This is a genomic window from Clavibacter sp. GW821-FHT01D01 (assembly GCF_059422605.1).
In genome coordinates this window covers 111,291-129,012 of record NZ_JBWKXC010000006.1, presented here as the reverse complement: position 1 = coordinate 129,012, position 17,722 = coordinate 111,291, and the positions used below count along the sequence as shown (strand labels likewise).

The following is a 17,722-nucleotide window of genomic DNA, read 5'->3' as shown; positions in this document are numbered from 1 at the left end:
CGGCCGCGTGCGCGATGCGCGGATCGGGGGATCCGCGGGTGACGGCACAGGGGGACCGCGTGGACACCGACCTCCGGGAGCAGCAGCGGCTCGAGTCGCTGGAGTCCCTGCACGTCTTCGGCACCGCGCCGGAGACCCGGTTCGACCGCATCACGGTCATGATCGCCGAGTTCTACCGCGTGCCGATGGCCGCGGTCGGCGTCATCGGCGCGCAGTCCATCTGGATGAAGTCGAGCGTCGGCCTGCCCTCCGCGCGCTGGGCCCGCCACGGCACCTTCACGGACGCGGCGCTCGCGGCCGAGGGCGGCATGCTGGTCGTGGAGGACGCCCTGCGCGATGCCCGGCTCGCCGACTCCCCCAGCGTCACCGGGCCGCTCGGGGTCCGCTTCTACGCCGCGCAGCACCTGCGCGCGCCCGACGGCAATGTGATCGGGGTGTTCCTCATCGCCGACACCGCACCGCGGGAGTTCGGCGCCGTCGACCGCGCCCGCCTCGCGCTCATCGGCGACTTCTTCTCCGAGGAGCTCGCCCGGGAGACCGACAGCCAGCGGGCGGTGGAGGTGGCGCGCGCGCTCTCCCCGGTGGCGGCGCCGCACCTCGAGGGCTACCAGGTCGCCGGCACGAGCATCCCCGCGCAGGTCGTCGGCGGCGACGTGCACGACTGGTTCCTCGAGGGCGGCGACCTGCGGCTCACGCTGGCCGACGTGATGGGCAAGGGCGTGGGCGCGGCGATCCTCGCGGCAGGCGTCCGCGCCACCGTGCGGCTCGCCTCGCGCACGCACGGCGTCCGCAGCACCATGGTGCGCACCGCCGCGGCGCTCGTGGACGACCTCTCGACGGCGGGCTCCTTCTCGACGATGTTCCACGCGCGGCTCGCCCTCGCGACCGGGGTCCTCACCTACGTCGACGCCGGGCACGGGCTCTCGCTCGTGATCCGCGCGGACGGCGGCATGCAGCGCCTCCGCGGGCGGCACCTCCCCCTCGGGCTCGAGGCGGAGGACGCCTGGCAGGAGGAGACCGTGCGGCTGGACCCGGGCGACTCCCTCGTCGTCTTCAGCGACGGCCTCCTCGACTTCTTCGACGACGAGGAGGCCGCGTACACCTACCTCACGGGCCTCATGGATCGGCACGGCGACGCGCAGCGCTTCGTGGACGCCCTCGTGAAGCTCACGCCGTCGGGCCAGCCCGACGACTGCACCGTGATCGCGGTGCGGCGCTCCGCCTGATCAGCGGCCGCCGTCCGGCTCCGGGCCGGTCGCCGCGGGCAGCTCGGGGCGGTTCGACCAGGCCGACCAGGATCCGGGGTAGAGCGCCGCGTCGATCCCCGCGATGCGGAGCGCCGCGACCTCGAGGGCCGCGCTGACGCCGGACCCGCAGTAGACGGCGACCTCCTCGGCGTCCCCCGCGCCGAGCCGCGCGTACCGCGCCCGCAGCTCCTCCGCCGACCGGAACGCGCCATCCTCCGTGAGGGCGTCCGAGGACGGCGCGCTGCGGGCACCCGGGATGTGGCCGGGACGCGGGTCCCACGGCTCGACCTCGCCCCGGTACCGCTCCCCCGCGCGGGCGTCGAGGAGGACGCCGTGCGCCGCGACGCGGGCGGCGCCGGCCTCGTCGACGACGGCGAGCAGCCCGCTCGAGAGCGTCACGTCGCCGGGCGCGGGCAGCACCGGTCCGGTCTCGAGCGGCAGGCCGGCGGCGGTCCAGGCGGGCAGCGCACCGTCGAGGATCCGCACGTCCGCGATGCCCGCGTCGCGCAGCACCCACCATGCCCGCGCCGCCGCGAGTCCGCCGCCGCCGTCGTACGCGACGACGACGTCACCCGTCCGGATGCCCCAGCGCCGGGCCGCCTCCTGCAGGTCCGCGGTGCCCGGCAGCGGGTGGCGCCCCTCCTCGGGCGCTCCGTGCCGGGACAGCTCGGCGCCGAGGTCGACGTAGACCGCGCCCGGGATGTGCCCGGCCTCGTGCAGCGGCGAGCCGGGAGGGCCGCCGAGCGACCAGCGCACGTCGAGCACCCGGACGTCGTCGCGGGTGCGGAGGGCGTGGTCCAGCTCGGCGGGCGTGATGAGGATGTCCATCCGCCCATGCTCGCAGGCCGCGCTCCCCGTGCCACGGCCGCACCGCCGCCCGCCGCCCGCGGCTGTCAGCGGAGGCGGGGCCGGTAGACGAGGTCGAGCGTGCCGCCGTCCAGCACGCGGCTCTCCCTCAGCTCGAGCTGGAGGTCCTCGACGCCGCGGAGGATCGGACTGGTGCCCGTGCGCCCCGAGACCACGGGGAAGACCGTGAGGTGCAGCCGGTCCACGAGGCCGGCCGCGACGAGCGCCCGGTTGAGCGAGAGGCTGCCCGGCGACCGGAGGGGCAGCTCGGACTCCTCCTTGAGGCGCCGGACGATCTCGACCCCGTCGCCCGCGACGATGGTGGCGTCGGCCCACGCGAGGGTGTCGCGGAGGGTGGAGGAGATCACCGTCGTGGGCATGCGCATCGACAGGACGTTCCACTCGTCGAGCTCGCCGGCGGCCTGGGCGGCGGCGAGGAGCCGCGCGTTCTCGCGGAACGTGGTGGCGCCGAAGACGAGGCGCTGCTCGACCGCGTGGACGTCGATCCGTCGAGCCAGCAGCTCGGCACCCTGCCTCCCCCAGTACGCGCCCCAGTCGGCGCCGGGGGCGTACGACCCGAAGCCGTCCACGGTGGAGAGGACGTCCCAGGTGCACTCGGCGGTCATCGCGCTCCTCCCGGCAGGGCCGTCCGGGAGCCCTCCCCCAGCATGCGCGCGCGGCCGTCCCGACGCCAGGCCCTCCCGGCTGCCCGCGGCGGCTCCGAGGGGCGCTCCCCCGCTAGGCCAGCGGCTTCTCGAAGCAGATCGAGTTCGTGACCGGCAGGTACGGCGGGTACACGTCGATCGGCAGCCAGCCGGCCGTCTCGTAGAGCCGCACGGCGTCGGGCTGCCGGTCGCCCGTCTGCAGGATCAGCCGCCGCGCGCCGCGCTCCCGGGCGACGCGCTCCAGCTCCGCCATGAGGACGCGCGCCAGGCCCGTGCCGCGGTGCGCCGGATCCACGACGACCTTCTTCAGCTCCAGCTCGCCGCCGAGCCGCCGGATCACGCCGTGGGCCGCCGCCTCCCGGTCGTCGCCCTCGAGCACGAGCAGCACGACCGCCTCGACGTCCGCCGGGTCGAGCGCGAACGCGACGGCGGCCTTCGCCGGCCAGTCCGGGTCGTCCGCGTGCCGGCCCTCGTAGCGGACGTCCATCTCGTCCTCCATGGCGCGGCGGATGCGGGCGCCGCGCGCGTCGTCCCACCCCACGACCCGGGTGACGTAGGCGCGTCCGTCGCGGGCGACGTGTCGGCTCGCTGTGTCGTGCGGCTGGTCCATGGGCCCTCTCGATGGTGCGGTCGTGCGCTGGTGCGTGGTGCCGTGGTGCCGTCGTGCGGCCCCGCCGTCCGGCGGGCGGCGGCGGGTCGTGCGGTGCTGCGGCGACGCAGCGGCGGTCGGCCCTACTTGGCGCCGACGGTGGCCGAGGCGTTCGACTCGTACGACGTGTTGGTCGACTCGAAGAAGTTGACGAGCTGCAGCGTGTCGTTCGCCGTCGCCATCCACTTCGCCGGGTTGGAGACCTTGTACTCGGCCTCGAAGCCGAGCTCCTCCAGGCGGCGGTCGGCCAGGTACTTCACGTACTGGTTGATGTAGTTCGCGTTGAGGCCGAGGATGCCGTTGGGCAGGAGGTCGCGGTTGTACTGCTCCTCCATCTCGACGGCGTCGAGGATCATCTGCTTGATCTCGGCGGCGAACTCCTCCGTCTGCAGGTCGGGGTTCTCCTCCAGCACGGTGAGGATGAGGTTGATGCCGAACTTGAGGTGCAGCGACTCGTCGCGGACGATCCAGTCCATGAGCGAGCCGAAGTTGCGCAGCAGGTTCCGCTGGCGGAACGACAGCGACACCATGAAGCCCGAGTAGAACCAGATGCCCTCGAGGATGACGTTGTACGCGACGAGGTTCCGGACGAAGTCCTTCTTGCCCTCGGTGGTGGTGATGTCGAGGGTCTGCTCGGTCATGCGCTTGATGAACTTGACCTCGAACTCCTCCTTGCGCGCCATCGACGGGATGTCGACGTGGGAGTTGTAGGCGGCCTCGCGGTCGATCGGGAACGTCTCGAGGACGTACTCGAACGACATGCAGTGGTTCGCCTCCTCCCACATCTGCTTCGCCAGGTAGAGGTGGCACTCCGGCGCATTGATGTACGGGTACACGCCGAACGCGAGCGCCTTGTTGACGAGGAGCTCGTTCGGGTTGAAGTAGCTCATGAGGAACGTGATCGCGTGGCGCTCCTCGTCCGTCATCTTCTTGAAGTCCGCGATGTCCTCACCGAGCTGGATCTCGTTGGGGAACCACGTGTTCGCGACGGCCTGGTCGTACAGGTCCATGGCCCACTGGTAGTTGACGGGCTTGAGGAGGAGGCCCTCCTGGATTCCCGTGCCGAGGATCTTCGACATGTGCTTCTTCTCTCCGGGTGACGTGCGTGGTGGTGCGGGTGGGAGCGGCCGAGTGCGCCGCGACGATGCTGCTAGGGGGTCCCGCCTACTGGCAGGAGTCGCACTGGAGCTCGTCCATGGGGTCCATGGGGACGACGTAGTCGCCGAACGTGTCGTCGTTCATCAGCGTGCACCTCCCACTCCGCCGAAGCCGAAGCCCTTGCGGGGCGCGGGAGCGGCCTGCGGGGCCGGGGCCTCCGCGGTCGCGGTGGATGCGGGGGCCGACGCGGGCGCGGACGCGGGGGCGCCGCCGCCGAAGCCGCCGAAGCCCTTGCGCTTGGTGCCGTCGGCGTCCTGCGACTTGTCGACCTTCACGGTGGACTGCTCGGCCGTGTGGCGCGGCTTCATGTGCAGGTAGTACGTGGTCTTGACCCCGCGCTCCCAGCCGGCGAAGTAGATGTCCATCATGTCGCCGAGGTCGCGCGTCTCGAGGTACATGTTGCGGCTGATGGCCTGGTCGATCCACTTCTGCGCGCGGGCCGCGACCTCGAGGAACGCGTACGGCGAGAGCTGGAAGCTCGTGCGGTACGTGGCCTTGACCGAGTCCGGGATGGCCGCGATGCCCTGGATGTCGCCCTGGCTGCGGAGGATGCTCTCGCGCACCGTCTCCCAGAGGCCGAGCTCCTGGAGGTCCTTCACCAGGTTCCGGTTGACCTCGAGGAACTTGCCCGAGGACGTGGAGCGGCTGAAGATCTGCGAGAACTGCGGGTCGAGGCCGGGCGTCGTGCCGGCGACGAGGCCGATGGACGCGGTGGGCGCGATCGCCATGAGCGTCGCGTTGCGCATGCCGCCCTTGACCTTGGCGCGCAGCGCGTCCCAGTCGAGGCGCGTGGTGCGGTTGACCTTCACGGGGACGCCGCGGTCGGCCTCCATGAGCGCGATCGAGTCGAGCGGCACGAGGCCCTCCGACCAGCGGGAGCCCTGGAAGTTCGGGTAGGCGCCGCGCACCTGCGCGAGGTCGGCCGACTCGTCGATGGCCGCGTAGGACACGTGCTCCATGATCTCGTCGATGAGGTCGTACGACTCCTCCGACTCGTACGAGAAGCCGAGCTTCTCGACGATGTCGGTGAAGCCCATGACGCCGAGGCCCACCGCGCGGTTCTGCTGGTTGGAGAAGTCCGCCTCCTTCACGCTGGAGCGCGTGATGTCGATGAGGTTGTCGAGCTGGCGCACCGCGAGGCGCGCGCTCTGCTCGATCTTGGCGAAGTCGACCTTGCCGTCCTTCAGGTGCTGCGACAGGTTGATCGACGCCAGGTTGCAGACGGAGACGTTGTCCTCGTCCTGCGGCAGCGTGATCTCGGTGCAGAGGTTCGAGAGGTGGATGGTGCCCGTGTTGTTGTTCAGGGCGCGGTTGTTGATCGTGTCCTTCCAGGTCAGCCACGGGTGGCTGGTGGTCTGGAGCGAGATGAGGATCGACTTGAACTGCTCGCGCGCCTTGATGCGCTTGAACATGCGGATGCGCCCGGCCTCGGCCTCGCCGACGTAGAACGCGTAGCGCTCCGAGAAGGCCTTGCCGTAGAGCTCGTTGAGGTCGGAGACCTCCAGCGGGTCGAAGAGGAACCAGTCCTCGTCGTTCTGCACGCGCTTCATGAACTCGTCGCTGATCCACACGGCCGTGTTGGCGGTGCGGGTGCGGCGGTACGGGTCGCCCGAGTTCTGGCGGAGGTCGAGGAACTCGGGGAAGTCGAGGTGCCAGTTCTCCATGTAGAAGCACAGGGCGCCGAACTTCTTGCCGCCGCGGCTGACGGCGCGGAGCACCGAGTCGATGGTGTGCATGAACGGGATCGGGCCCGTGGAGGTGGTGTTGTTCGAGCGGATGGGCGAGCCCTGCGCACGGAGCTTGGAGACGGAGAGGCCGATGCCGCCCGTGCCCTTGGTGAGCCACATGACGTCGCGCGTGGTCTTCGCGATGTGCTCGATGTCGTCCTGCATCTCCATGACGAAGCAGTTCGCGAGCTGGGGGTAGATGGTGCCCGCGTTGACGAGGGTGGAGCCGGCCGCGAGGTACTCGAGCTTCGACATCTTCTCGTAGAAGGCGATGGCGGTGGAGGTCGGGTCCTGCTCGTTGAGCGTGAGGCCCATCGCGATGCGCATCCAGAAGTACTGGGGCACCTCGAGGGCGTCGCCGTTGCGGCCCTTGATGCCGTAGCGGTTGTTCAGCGTCACGACGCCGATGTACTTCAGGAGCTCGTCGTGCGCCGGCTCGAGGGCCTGGGCGAGGCGCTCCAGGTCGAACAGCTGCACGAGGCGGGAGTCGAGGAGCATCTCGTCGACGCCGCGCTGGATGTTGCGGGCGAAGTGCTCCGCGTGGAGGCGCTTGAGCTCCTCGGGCGAGGAGTAGTCGCCGAGCACGCGCTTGTAGATGGTCTTGAGGAGCAGGCGCGCGGCGACGGTGTCGAACGCCGGGTCGTCCTTCACGTTCTGGAGCGCGACCTGGATGACGGCCTCATCCAGCTGCTGCGTGGTGATCCCGTCGAAGAGGGTGATCTCCAGCTCCGACGCGATCTGCGTGACCCAGCCGATGTTCTCGTCGAGGCCCTGCGTGGCGTCCTCGATGGCCAGGTTGATGCGGTTCGCGTCGTACGGCTCCCGCGTGCCGTCGCGCTTCACTACGGTGATGGACACTTCGCTCCTTGTCGTCTTCGTCGTCCGCCCGGGTGGGCGCGGACGGTCCTCCGGTCGATGGGGACGCGGTGCGGGTGGTGCCCGCCGCGCCCCGTGCTGCAGCAGCACTGGTCCTCACCAGGGGAAATGCTCGGCCAGCCCGCGTCCCCCGCTCCGTGGAGTGGGGATGAACCGGGGCCGTCGCCGTCCCCATCACTATATATGCGGGCACCCGGCCACGCCCAACCCCATATGTAGTGGGCGTGTCGTCCACAGGTGTGGACAACTCCGCGGACTTATGCACATGTTCCACAGGCTACGGAGACCTCCTGACATCGCCTCCCGCCGGCTCCCGGGCTACGGGCGGACCCCGCACGGCCGGTAGGATCTGACCCTCGTGAGCACGTACGGAAGCCTCCTCAAGACCCGCGGCGTGGGCCGGATCATCACCGCCCAGCTGGTCGCGCGCTTCCCGGGCGGCATGCTCTCGCTGGCGTTCCTCATGCACGTCGAGCGCATCCACGAGTCGTACGGCGCCGCCGGCCTCGTGCTCGCCGCGACGAGCATCGGCCAGGCCGTCGCCGGCCCGCTCACGAGCCGGTGGATGGGCGTGTGGGGCATGCGCCCCGTCCTCATCCTCACCTCCGCGGTGTGCACGGTCGCCGTCGTCGCCGTGGCGCTCGGCGACGCGGGCACCTCCGTCCCCGCCTTCATGGGGCTCGGCCTCCTCGCGGGGCTCGCGAACCCGCCCGTGCAGCCGGCCGTCCGCACCATCTACCCCAAGATGGTCAACTCCAAGCAGCTCACGCCCCTCTTCTCCCTCGACGCGTCGGCGCAGGAGATCATCTGGGTGCTCGGCCCCGTCATCGCCACGTTCCTCGCCATCCAGGTCGACACGAGCGCCGGCATCCTCGTCGCGGCCGCGTTCCTCGTCGGCGGCGGCGCGTGGTTCATCTCCTCCCCCGAGCTCGGCCGCGTCCGCATCCCGCGCAGCAAGCGCCGCTTCGGCGTGGTCCTCGGCCGCCCGCCCGTGCTCCTCAGCACCGTGGTCGGCTTCCTGCTCATCGCCGCCTGCGCCGCCATCGAGGCCGGCGTCGTGGCGGTGTACGGCCACGGCGGCCCGGAGGCCGGCTTCGTCCTCGCGATCTTCGCGGTCGGCTCGCTCATCGGCGGCCTCGCGCTCGGCCACATCCCCATCAGCCCGTGGGCCATGGCCCGCCGCATGACCATCATCCTGGTCGGCACGGCGCTGGCCGCGGTGTGGATGCAGTTCGCGTGGCTCTCCGTCTTCCTCTTCCTGGCGGGCGTCGGCATCGCGCCCGCGCTGGCGGTGCTGTTCGCCGTCGTCTCCTCGTCGGTCCGCTTCAGCGACACGGCCGAGGCCTACGGCTGGGTCGGCACCGGGCAGCTCATCGGCGCGGCGCTCGGCTCGGCCGCCGCCGGCTTCGTCATCGACGCGCAGGGCGCGCAGGGCGCCTTCGTCGTGGCGGCGGCGCTGCTCGCGGTGGGCGCGGCCATCGCCGCCGTCTTCCACCGGCACAGCCCGGACCTCCGCGGCCGCGACGCCGGCCCCATCCCGGACACGGAGCCCGTCCCCGTAATGACGTGACCGGCGGGTCCGCCCGCGGACCCGCACCGGCCGCCCGGCCGCCACGACGCCCCGCCCACCGCCGACGACGGCGCCCGGGGAGCGCGCCCCCGTGTTCCCGCCCCCGCGGAAACCGACGCCGTCCGGCTGGATAGTGTGAGGGCATGACCTCTCCGATCCGCCCGCTTCCCACGCGCCGCCTCCGCGCCGGCATCGCCGGACTGGGGCTCGTCCTCGGCCTCACGCTCGCCGGGTGCAGCTCCCCCGCCGCCGACGACTCCGCGACCCCCACCCCGTCCGCGTCCGCCTCCGCCGAGGCCGCGAGCCCCACGCCCGAGGCGACCACCGAGGGCGACGCCGGCTCCGGCGACGCCGCCGCCACCGGATCGCGCGAGGCGATCGCCGCCAAGACCCGCGACATCGCGTGCGGCCTCAAGGACAAGTCCACCCTCGAGGAGTCGGACGTGCAGGCGTTCCGCGACCTCGGCACCGAGATCTCCGCCTCCACCGAGAGCGGCGCGGCGGCCGCCGGCCAGCAGATCACCGCCCTCGCCGACCAGATCGCGCCCGGCGTCGGCCAGCCCATCAGCGACGAGCTGAAGACGCAGATGTCGAGCGCCTGCGACTCGCTCCAGTAGCGGATCCGCACGCGGGACGGCCCCGGTCAGCATCGCTGACCGGGGCCGTCGTCCGTCCGGGGGCGGCTACCAGCGCGGGTGCACGGCCGCGCGGAAGGAGCGGTCGTAGATGTCGGCCACCTGCCGCTCGAACACCTCGCCCAGCGCGGGAGCGTCGCCGGCCCGCGCGTTCGCCTGCGCCTGCTCCGCGTTCCGGGCACCGGGGATCACTGTGGACACGCCGTCGCGCTGCACGATCCACGCGAGCGCGACCTGCGCGGGCGTGAGATCGGGAGCGGCCTCGTGCGCAGCGGCCGCGAACTCCCGGGCGGCGGCCACGCCCTTCTCGTAGTCGACGCCCGAGAAGGTCTCGCCCACGTCGAACGCCTCGCCCGACCGGTTGTAGTTCCGGTGGTCGGTCTCGGCGAACGTCGTGTCCGCCGTGTAGCGGCCGCTGAGCAGGCCCGACGCGAGGGGCACGCGCGCGATGATGCCGACGCCGGCCTCCCGAGCGGCCGGCAGCACGCGGTCCAGCGGCTTCAGCCGGAACGCGTTGAGGATGATCTGCACGCTCGCGACGCCGGGGCGCGCGATGGCGAGGAGCGCCTCGTCCGTCGTCTCCACGCTCACGCCGTAGGAGGCGATGGCCCCGTCGGCGACGAGCTCGTCGAGGGCGTCGTAGACCCGGTCGCTGGAGAACACGGGCGTCGGCGGGCAGTGCAGCTGCACGAGGTCGAGCGTGTCGACGCCGAGGTTCCGGCGCGAGCGGTCGGTCCACTCGCGGAAGCGGTCGAGCGTGAAGTTCGCGGGGTCCTGCGCGTCGCGGCGGCCCATCTTGGTGGCGACGGTCACGCCGGCGTCCGGGTGGGCGCGGAGCCACGAGCCGATGATGGTCTCGCTCCGCCCGTCGCCGTAGACGTCGGCGGTGTCGAAGAAGGTGATGCCCGCGTCGGCCGCCGCGTCGAGCACGGCGAGCGCGTCGTCCTCGGCGACGTCACCCCAGTCCCCGCCGAGCTGCCATGTCCCGAGTCCGATGACCGAGACGTTCCGATGGGTCCTGCCGAGGCTTCTCTGCTCCATGCGTCGAGCCTACGCGGGCGGGGCGGGCCGGCCCCGGGTCCGGGCGTCCCGGTGTCCGCCCGGTGCGCGTCAGGCGGGTCGGCGCCGGACCGCGTGGACGGCCAGCGCCGCGATGACGGCCATGGGACCGCCCGCCACGACGCCCGGCGCCAGGGTCACGAGCAGGGGCACGGCATCGAGGAGCCACGCCGGCCCGAGCGGATCCCCGAAGCTGGAGTACGGCATGGAGCTCGCGATCGAGGCGCCGAGCGCGCGGAGGCCGAGGCCCGCCGCCGGGAAGGCGACCGCGAGGACCCAGAGCGCGGGCGCCAGCCAGCCGGCCACGAGCGGCCGGGACGGAGGGACGGGCACGGGGTCCCCCGTCGCTGCGGCGCCCGGCGTCGACGCATCGCGGCGTGCCGCGTCGGCCGCGGGCGAGGGGTCGGCGGCGTCCCGCCCCGCGGCGGTCGCGTGCGGCGCGTGCGGCGCGGGGGCGGCGGCGCGCTGGAACGCCGGGTCGAACCGCGGATCCACGGGCGCCGCGCCCTCGTCGTCCGACCTCCGCGTCATGCCGCTCAGGGTACGCCCGGGCGAGGCCCAGGATCCATGGGCAACGCTCGTGCGCGTCATGGGGTGCTCATAGGGTCGCGCGGTGTGATCTCCCCATGGCCCCCCACCTGGCCACCCGAGACACGAAGGACCCGTCATGAACGAGACACCCCAGGAGCCGACCGGACGTCCGGACGAGGCCCCCGTCGACCCCACCCGCTCGCCCGCCGCCGACGCGCCGCGCGAGGCCGTGCCCGCCGCGTCCGACGCGCCTGCCGCATCCGCCGCGCCCGCACCGGAGGCCGCCGCCTGGCCCGCCCCGGCGGGCCCCGCGATCGACGGCCCGGCGGTCCCCATCGGCGCCGGCGCCCCCGTCCCTTCCGCGGCCACCGCGCCGCAGCCGACTGCCGCGTACGCGACCGCGATGCCCGCCGACGGCCGTCCCGTCGCCGGCTCCCCGTGGCCCGCCCCCGCCACCGACGCCTTCGGCCGCTCCCTGACGTTCGACGCGGCGGGGAACCCCGTGACCCCCAAGCGCATGGGCAAGGGCGTCCGCACGGGCCTGATCGCGGGAGCGTCCGCGCTCGCCCTCCTGCTCTCCTTCGGCGGCGGCACCGCGTTCGGCTACATGGCCGACCTCGGCCGCTCGACCGCCACCGCGGGTGACACGCGCATCCAGGATCCCGGCGCCTTCACCCCGGGCCAGGGCTTCGGCCGCGGCACGACGACGCTGCCGGGGCAGGGCTCCGGCTCCGGCTCCGGCCAGCAGTCGGGCACCGGCACCGGCACCGGCACCTCCGCCACCTCCCCGGCCGCCGACGCGGCGCAGACGGCGGGCGTCGTCACCATCGACTCGGCGCTCACGTACGAGAACGCGGCCGGTGCCGGCACCGGCATCATCCTGTCGTCCGACGGCACGATCCTCACCAACAACCACGTCGTCAGCGGCGCCACCAGCATCCGCGTCACGGTCGAGTCGACCGGCAAGGCCTACGTCGCCGAGGTGGTGGGCACCGACGCCACGAACGACGTGGCGGTGCTGCAGCTCGAGGGTGCGTCGGGCCTCACCCCTGCCGTGATCGACACCGACGGCGTCACGGTCGGCGAGGCCGTCACGGGCGTCGGCAACGCGGGCGGCACGGGCACGCTCACGGCGGCGGACGGCCAGGTCACCGCCCTCGGCCAGACCATCACCACGCAGTCCGAGGGCACGGCGGCCGGCGAGACGCTGACCGACCTCATCCAGACGGACGCGCCCATCGTCTCCGGCGACTCCGGCGGCCCCCTCGTGGACGCCGAGAACGAGGTCGTGGGCATCGACACGGCCGCCTCCTCCGGGTCCGCGCAGATCGCCGGCTTCGCCATCCCGATCGACACGGCCCTGAGCATCGCGAAGCAGATCGAGAGCGGCGTCGAGTCCGGCACCGTGCAGATCGGCTACCCGGCCTTCCTCGGCGTGCTGCTCGCGAACGGCGCGGGCACGGTCGCGGGCGCTCCCGTCCAGGGCGTCGTCGAGGGGTCCGGCGCCGCCCAGGCCGGCCTCGCGCAGGGCGACGTCGTGACCTCGGTCGACGGCAAGGCCGTGGCGTCGGCCGCCGAGCTCAGCGCCGCCATCGCGGCGCACGAGCCCGGCGACCAGGTGGCCCTCGGCTGGACCACCGCGGCCGGTGCCACGCAGACCGGCACCGTGACCCTCACCGAGGGCCCCGCCAGCTGACGCGCATCCCCATGACGACGGCCCGCCCTGCGCGATGCAGGGCGGGCCGTCGTCGTCGTGCGTCCGGGATCAGCTCCGGGTCACGTCCAGCACCACGACCGCCCACGAGAGCGCGGGCAGCGTCAGCGTCAGGCGCCCGCCCTCGGCGTGCACGCCCTCGAGCGGCACGAGGCCGACCTGCTCGCCCGACTCCTCGGTGTTGCTCGTGAAGCGGTCCCCGCCCTCGGGGACGCGCAGCACCTCGGCGCGGAGGATCCGGCCGGCGTCGAGCCCGCGGAGCGCCACCTCGGTCGCCGCCGACTCCTCCAGGTCGCGGTTCGCGAGGAACAGGGACACGGTCCCCGCCTCGTCGTCCCAGGTCGCGCTCACGTCGACCACGTCGGCGGTGCCGAAGCGGTCGTTGTCGTAGCGGTCGCTGTCGACCTCCACCTGGAGGATGCGGCCCGTCGCGAGCTGCGCCATCCGCGCGAACGGCCAGAAGATCGACTGGCGCCAGGCGGGTCCCGCCTCCTCGCTGCGGATCGGCGCGATCACGTTGACGAGCTGCGCCTGGTTGGCGATCTTCACGCGGTCGCCGTGGCGCAGCAGCGAGTTGAGCAGCGTGCCGACGACGACCGCGTCGGTCACGTTGTACTCGTCCTCGATGACGCGGGGGTGCTCGCGCCAGCCGGACTTCTCGATGCGGTGCGGCTGGTCCTCGGTGTCGAGGCCGCGCTGGTACCAGACGTTCCACTCGTCGAACGAGAGGTCGATCCGCTTGCGGTTCTTCAGGCGCGCGCCGGTGGCGTCGGCCGTGGCCACGACCGACTCGATGAAGAAGTCCATGTCGACCGAGGAGGCGAGGAAGCTGCGGACGTCGCCCTCGTGCTCCTGGTAGTAGGCGTGCAGCGAGATGTAGTCGACGACGTCGTACGTGTGGCCGAGCACGGTCTGCTCCCACTGCCCGAAGGTCGGCATGCCCGAGTTGGAGCTGCCGCACGCGACGAGCTCGATGCTCGGGTCCACGAGGCGCATGGCCTTGCCGGCCTCCTGCGCGAGGCGGCCGTACTCGTCGGGCGTCTTGTGCCCGATCTGCCACGGGCCGTCGAGCTCGTTGCCGAGGCACCAGAGCTTGATGTCGAACGGCTCCTCGGCGCCGTTGCGGCGGCGCATGTCGGAGTACTTGGATCCGCCGGGGTGGTTCGCGTACTCGACGAGCGAGCGGGCGGCGTCGACGCCGCGCGTGCCGAGGTTGATGGCCTCCATCACCTCGACGCCCGCGGCCTTCGACCAGCCCATGAACTCGTGCAGGCCGAAGGCGTTCGTCTCGACGGTATGCCAGGCGCCGTCGAGGCGGCGGGGCCGGTCCTCGACGGGCCCGACGCCGTCCTCCCAGTCGTAGCCGGAGACGAAGTTGCCGCCCGGGTAGCGCACGACGGTCGCGCCGAGCTCCTTGGTGAGGTCGAGCACGTCCTGGCGGTAGCCCTCGGGCGTGGCGGTCGGGTGGCCCGGCTCGTAGATGCCGGTGTAGACGCAGCGTCCCATGTGCTCGACGAACGAGCCGAAGAGCCGGCGGGGCACGTCGCCGATGGTGAAGTCGCGGTCGATGGTGATGCGGGCGCGGGTCATGGGGCGTCCTCCTGGACGTCGGGCCCGGGAGCGTGCGTCCCGGACGGGATGGGTGGACCGGTGGTGGGCGCGGGACGGTGGATCACTGCCCGCCGAACCCGGTGGTCGAGATGCCCTTGATGATCTGGCGCTGGAAGAAGAGGAACACGAGGATCAGCGGCAGCGCGGCCAGCACGGCCGAGGCCATGTTCTGCGCGTACTGGATCCCGTAGGCGTTCTTCACGGTCTGCAGCCCCACGGGCAGGGTCATGAGCGTCGCGTCGTTCGTGGCGATGAAGGGCCAGAGGAAGTTGTTCCACGCGCCGATGAAGACGAAGATCGCGACCGCGGAGAGGATGGGCCGCGACAGCGGCATCACGATCTGCAGGAACACGCGCACGCGTCCGGCCCCGTCGACGCGCGCGGCGTCCTCCAGCTCGATCGGGATCTGGTCGAAGAAGGCCTTCAGGATGAACACCATGGCCGGCTGCACGATCTGCGGCAGGATCACGGCCCAGAGGGTGTCCACCAGGTCGAAGGACAGCATCTGGTAGAAGAGCGGGACGATGAGGATCTGCGGCGGGATGATGATCGACGCGATGATCGCTCCCATCAGCACCTTGCGGCCGCGGAAGTCGATGCGGCTGAGCGCGTAGCCGGCGAGCGCCGAGAACACGACCGCGACGACCGTGATCACAGTGCTGGTGAGCAGGCTGTTCCAGGTCCAGAGCGGGATCGTGCCGCCGTTCAGCACGGAGGCGTACGCGTCGAGCGTGAAGCCGCCCGCGGGGAACAGCGTCACGGGGAACGCGGCCGCGTCGGTCTCCGACTTGAACGAGGTCAGCACCGCCCAGAGGAACGGCAGCAGCCACGCGGCGGCGAGGACGATGAGGATCAGGAGCGCCGCGACGCGCGACGGCGCGAACCGGGGCGTGCCGGTGCGGCCCTGGCGGGCGGTGGCGCTGGTGGCGGGCTTCCGCGCCAACGTGCCGGAGGAGAAGGCGGGTCGGGTGGTGGTGGTCATGACTTCCTCCGGGTCGCGGTGAACTGGATGACCGAGATGACCACGATCAGGGCGAAGAAGATGTAGGAGATGGCGGCCGAGTAGCCGAAGCGGAAGCCGGTGAACCCGGTCTCGAAGACGTACTGCACGATGGGCCGGGTCGCGCCGCCGGGGCCGCCCGCGGTCATCTGGTAGATCTGGTCGAAGACCTTGAGGCTGGCGAGCACCTGCAGGATCGCGAGGAGCGCGGTGGTCGGGGCGAGCTGCGGGATCGTGATGGAGAACAGCTGCCGCCACTTGCCGGCGCCGTCGAGGGCCGCCGCCTCGTACTGCTGGTCGGGGATGTTCTGCAGCGCCGCCAGGTAGATGAGGAAGTTGAAGCCGACCGTCCACCAGACGGTGGTGATCACGACGCTCGTCATGGCGAGGTTGGAGTCCTGCAGCCAGGCGGGCTGCGGGAGGCCGAGGGCCCCCGCGATGGCGTTCACGACGCCGAGCTGCGGGTTGTACATCCAGAGCCAGAACAGCGACACGACGGTGGACGCGAGGAGGAACGGCAGGAAGAACGCGAGCCGCCAGAGCCACTGGCCGGGGAGGCCGAGGTTCACGAGGAGCGCGAGCACGAGGCCGACGACCAAGAGCGGGATGGTGCTCGCGATCGTGAACACCACGGTGTTGCCGAGCGAGCGCCACATCTGGCTGTCGCCGAAGGCCTCGAAGTAGTTCGCGAAGCCGATGAGCTCGCTGTTCGCTCCCGTGAGGCTCTGCCCGGTGAGGCTCTGGTAGAAGCCGTAGAGGACCGGCCACACCAGGAACAGCACGAAGGTGATCACGAACGGGGCGATGAAGAGCATCCCCTGCGTCTGCTCCTTGGCCCGGACCTTGGGCTGCCCCGCGGTGGACCGCGGGGGGCGGGACCCGGTCGCGGGGGCGACCGGGGTGGGTGGTGCTGCTGTCGTCACGAGTGGACTCCTTCGTCGTATCGCAGGAAGAGGGGTGCGGGGCCGCCGGCGGAGGTCGCGGGGCCCCGGGGTCGGGCGCTACAGGGGGTTGGGCTTGGCGAGGAGCGCGTTGATCTGCCGGATGAAGGCGTCGAGGCCGGCGCCCGCGTCCTGGCGGCCGAGGAACACGTTCTGCACGTTCTCGGCGAAGAAGGACTGGAAGTCGGATCCGGACCCGGTGAAGTAGGCCACCGGGTCGTAGTTGATCTGCTCGGCCGCGTTCGCGTAGTGCGCCTGCGGGAGGAGCTCGGCGTACTCGGGGCTGTCGATCACGGGCTTGTACGCCGGGATGTGTCCGGCGCCCGCCCACTGCAGCGAGTTCTTCAGGAGGTCCGCGACGAACGCGTACGTCTTGTCGCGCTTTACCGGGTCCGGCGAGCTCTGGTGCGGGAGCACGAACGCGTGCGAGTCGGCGTAGGTCGCCGGCGTGCCGAACAGGTTCGGGATGGGCATGGCGTCGAACGGGAGCTCCGCGGCCTGGAACGTCGGCAGCTCCCACACGCCGGTGACGACGGCGCCGCTCTTGCCGCCCGCGAACTCGGCGATGGCGGTGCCGCCGTCGCCGCTCGGGGTGGCGATGGTGCCGTCGAGCAGGCTCTGGATGAACTCGAGCGAGGCGACGGCCTTGTCGCGGTCGTAGACGACCTCGCCGCCGGTGGGCAGCTCCATCTCGCCGCCCATCTGCTTGTAGAACGTGTAGAAGAAGCGCCACATCTGGGCGCCGTCGCCGAGGTAGCCGTAGCTGAGGCCGTGCACGCCCGTGACGGCCTGCATCTTCCGCATCACGTCGACGAACTGGTCGGGCGACGTGATCTCGGCCAGCTGGCCGTCGTCCCCCAGCACGCCCGCCTCGCCGGCGACGTCCGTGTTGTACATGAGGATGAACGGGTGGCTGTCGAGGGCGATGGAGTACAGCTCGCCGTCGACCACGCCCTTGTCCCACACGCGCGGCTCGAAGTCGGCCTGCGTGACGCCGAGCTCCGCGAGCTTGTCGGTGTCCCACGGGTCGAGCAGGCCGCCGGGCGCGAACCCGGGGACGCGCGCCGCGTGCATGACCGCGACGTCGGGAGCGCGACCGCCCACGGACGCCATGGCGAGCTTCGTGTAGTACGGCTGGCCCCAGGCGAGGACCGTGGCGGTGACGTCGAAGCCCTCGCCCGAGTCGTTCGCCTCGGTGACCATCTCCGTCATGCGGATGCCGTCGCCGCCGGACAGCAGGTGCCAGTACTTCAGGTCGACGATGCCGCCGGCCGCCGCCACCTGGGGCGCGCAGCCGGACAGTCCGCCGACGAGGAACGCGCCGCCCAGGGCCGCCGCGCCGCCCATGAGGATCTGACGCCTCGACCATGCCGAGGGACGTCCCCCGGTCTTTCCCGTAACAGGATCCATTGACCACTCCTTCGTGATGGCCACATCATTACATCGTTGTAATGGGGAACGCAACGTTTCGGCGTGACGATCTGCCGGACGAC

The 17,722-nt window shown here is 71.9% G+C and carries 15 protein-coding genes; 4 read left to right on the top strand and 11 right to left on the bottom strand.

Annotated elements, in window-relative coordinates:
- The first annotated feature begins 59 nt into the window (after nucleotides 1-59).
- A complete protein-coding gene (locus tag AC07VC_RS09985) occupies nucleotides 60-1,226 on the top strand; it encodes a PP2C family protein-serine/threonine phosphatase (protein ID WP_494676469.1) in 1,167 nt (388 codons plus the stop codon).
- Here AC07VC_RS09985 and AC07VC_RS09980 read toward each other — a convergent pair whose 3' ends face one another.
- The 5 genes from AC07VC_RS09980 to AC07VC_RS09960 form a co-directional block, all read right to left on the bottom strand.
- Nucleotides 1,227-2,075, bottom strand: coding sequence for a sulfurtransferase (locus AC07VC_RS09980; RefSeq protein WP_494676470.1), 849 nt, complete (start codon nucleotides 2,073-2,075; stop codon nucleotides 1,227-1,229).
- Between the two features lie 65 nt (nucleotides 2,076-2,140).
- Nucleotides 2,141-2,719: a dihydrofolate reductase family protein gene (locus tag AC07VC_RS09975; protein ID WP_494676471.1), complete on the bottom strand. Its 579-nt coding sequence runs from the start codon at nucleotides 2,717-2,719 to the stop codon at nucleotides 2,141-2,143.
- Between the two features lie 112 nt (nucleotides 2,720-2,831).
- On the bottom strand, nucleotides 2,832-3,368 hold the full coding sequence (locus AC07VC_RS09970; protein ID WP_317229296.1) for a GNAT family N-acetyltransferase: 537 nt from the start codon (nucleotides 3,366-3,368) through the stop codon (nucleotides 2,832-2,834).
- Nucleotides 3,369-3,490: 122 nt separating this feature from the next.
- Nucleotides 3,491-4,486: a ribonucleotide-diphosphate reductase subunit beta gene (locus AC07VC_RS09965; RefSeq protein WP_012039117.1), complete on the bottom strand. Its 996-nt coding sequence runs from the start codon at nucleotides 4,484-4,486 to the stop codon at nucleotides 3,491-3,493.
- 162 nt (nucleotides 4,487-4,648) lie between these two features.
- Nucleotides 4,649-7,150 (bottom strand): ribonucleoside-diphosphate reductase subunit alpha, encoded by a 2,502-nt coding sequence (locus AC07VC_RS09960; RefSeq protein ID WP_494676472.1) that lies wholly within the window; start codon nucleotides 7,148-7,150, stop codon nucleotides 4,649-4,651.
- A 376-nt stretch (nucleotides 7,151-7,526) separates the two neighbouring features.
- Between AC07VC_RS09960 and AC07VC_RS09955 the strand changes: the two genes are divergently transcribed.
- Nucleotides 7,527-8,738, top strand: coding sequence for an MFS transporter (locus AC07VC_RS09955; RefSeq protein ID WP_094116476.1), 1,212 nt, complete (start codon nucleotides 7,527-7,529; stop codon nucleotides 8,736-8,738).
- A 143-nt stretch (nucleotides 8,739-8,881) separates the two neighbouring features.
- Nucleotides 8,882-9,355 carry a hypothetical protein gene (locus AC07VC_RS09950; RefSeq protein ID WP_317229294.1) on the top strand — a complete coding sequence of 158 codons (474 nt, stop codon included), beginning with the start codon at nucleotides 8,882-8,884 and terminating at the stop codon, nucleotides 9,353-9,355.
- A 66-nt stretch (nucleotides 9,356-9,421) separates the two neighbouring features.
- Here AC07VC_RS09950 and AC07VC_RS09945 read toward each other — a convergent pair whose 3' ends face one another.
- Together AC07VC_RS09945 and AC07VC_RS09940 are read right to left on the bottom strand one after the other, a co-directional pair.
- The gene (locus tag AC07VC_RS09945; RefSeq protein ID WP_317229293.1) at nucleotides 9,422-10,414 is read right to left on the bottom strand and encodes an aldo/keto reductase; all 993 of its coding nucleotides are present in this window, start codon (nucleotides 10,412-10,414) and stop codon (nucleotides 9,422-9,424) included.
- Between the two features lie 69 nt (nucleotides 10,415-10,483).
- The gene (locus AC07VC_RS09940; RefSeq protein ID WP_494676473.1) at nucleotides 10,484-10,963 is read right to left on the bottom strand and encodes a hypothetical protein; all 480 of its coding nucleotides are present in this window, start codon (nucleotides 10,961-10,963) and stop codon (nucleotides 10,484-10,486) included.
- A 136-nt stretch (nucleotides 10,964-11,099) separates the two neighbouring features.
- Between AC07VC_RS09940 and AC07VC_RS09935 the strand changes: the two genes are divergently transcribed.
- Entirely contained in the window at nucleotides 11,100-12,659 is a 1,560-nt protein-coding gene (locus tag AC07VC_RS09935; protein WP_494676474.1) for a S1C family serine protease, read from the top strand.
- A 69-nt stretch (nucleotides 12,660-12,728) separates the two neighbouring features.
- On the opposite strand, the gene arfA is transcribed toward AC07VC_RS09935, so the two are convergent.
- The 4 genes from arfA to AC07VC_RS09915 all read right to left on the bottom strand — a co-directional run bounded on the left by arfA (nucleotide 12,729) and on the right by AC07VC_RS09915 (nucleotide 17,639).
- Nucleotides 12,729-14,267, bottom strand: coding sequence for an arabinosylfuranosidase ArfA (arfA, locus tag AC07VC_RS09930; RefSeq protein ID WP_317230023.1), 1,539 nt, complete (start codon nucleotides 14,265-14,267; stop codon nucleotides 12,729-12,731).
- Between the two features lie 82 nt (nucleotides 14,268-14,349).
- A complete protein-coding gene (locus AC07VC_RS09925; RefSeq protein ID WP_317230022.1) occupies nucleotides 14,350-15,270 on the bottom strand; it encodes a carbohydrate ABC transporter permease in 921 nt (306 codons plus the stop codon).
- Nucleotides 15,267-16,211, bottom strand: a complete 945-nt coding sequence (locus AC07VC_RS09920) for a carbohydrate ABC transporter permease (protein WP_317230021.1) — start codon at nucleotides 16,209-16,211, stop codon at nucleotides 15,267-15,269. Before AC07VC_RS09920 ends, AC07VC_RS09925 begins: the two co-directional genes overlap by 4 nt.
- A gap of 78 nt (nucleotides 16,212-16,289) precedes the next feature.
- Nucleotides 16,290-17,639: an extracellular solute-binding protein gene (locus tag AC07VC_RS09915; protein ID WP_317230020.1), complete on the bottom strand. Its 1,350-nt coding sequence runs from the start codon at nucleotides 17,637-17,639 to the stop codon at nucleotides 16,290-16,292.
- Nucleotides 17,640-17,722: the final 83 nt, after the last annotated feature.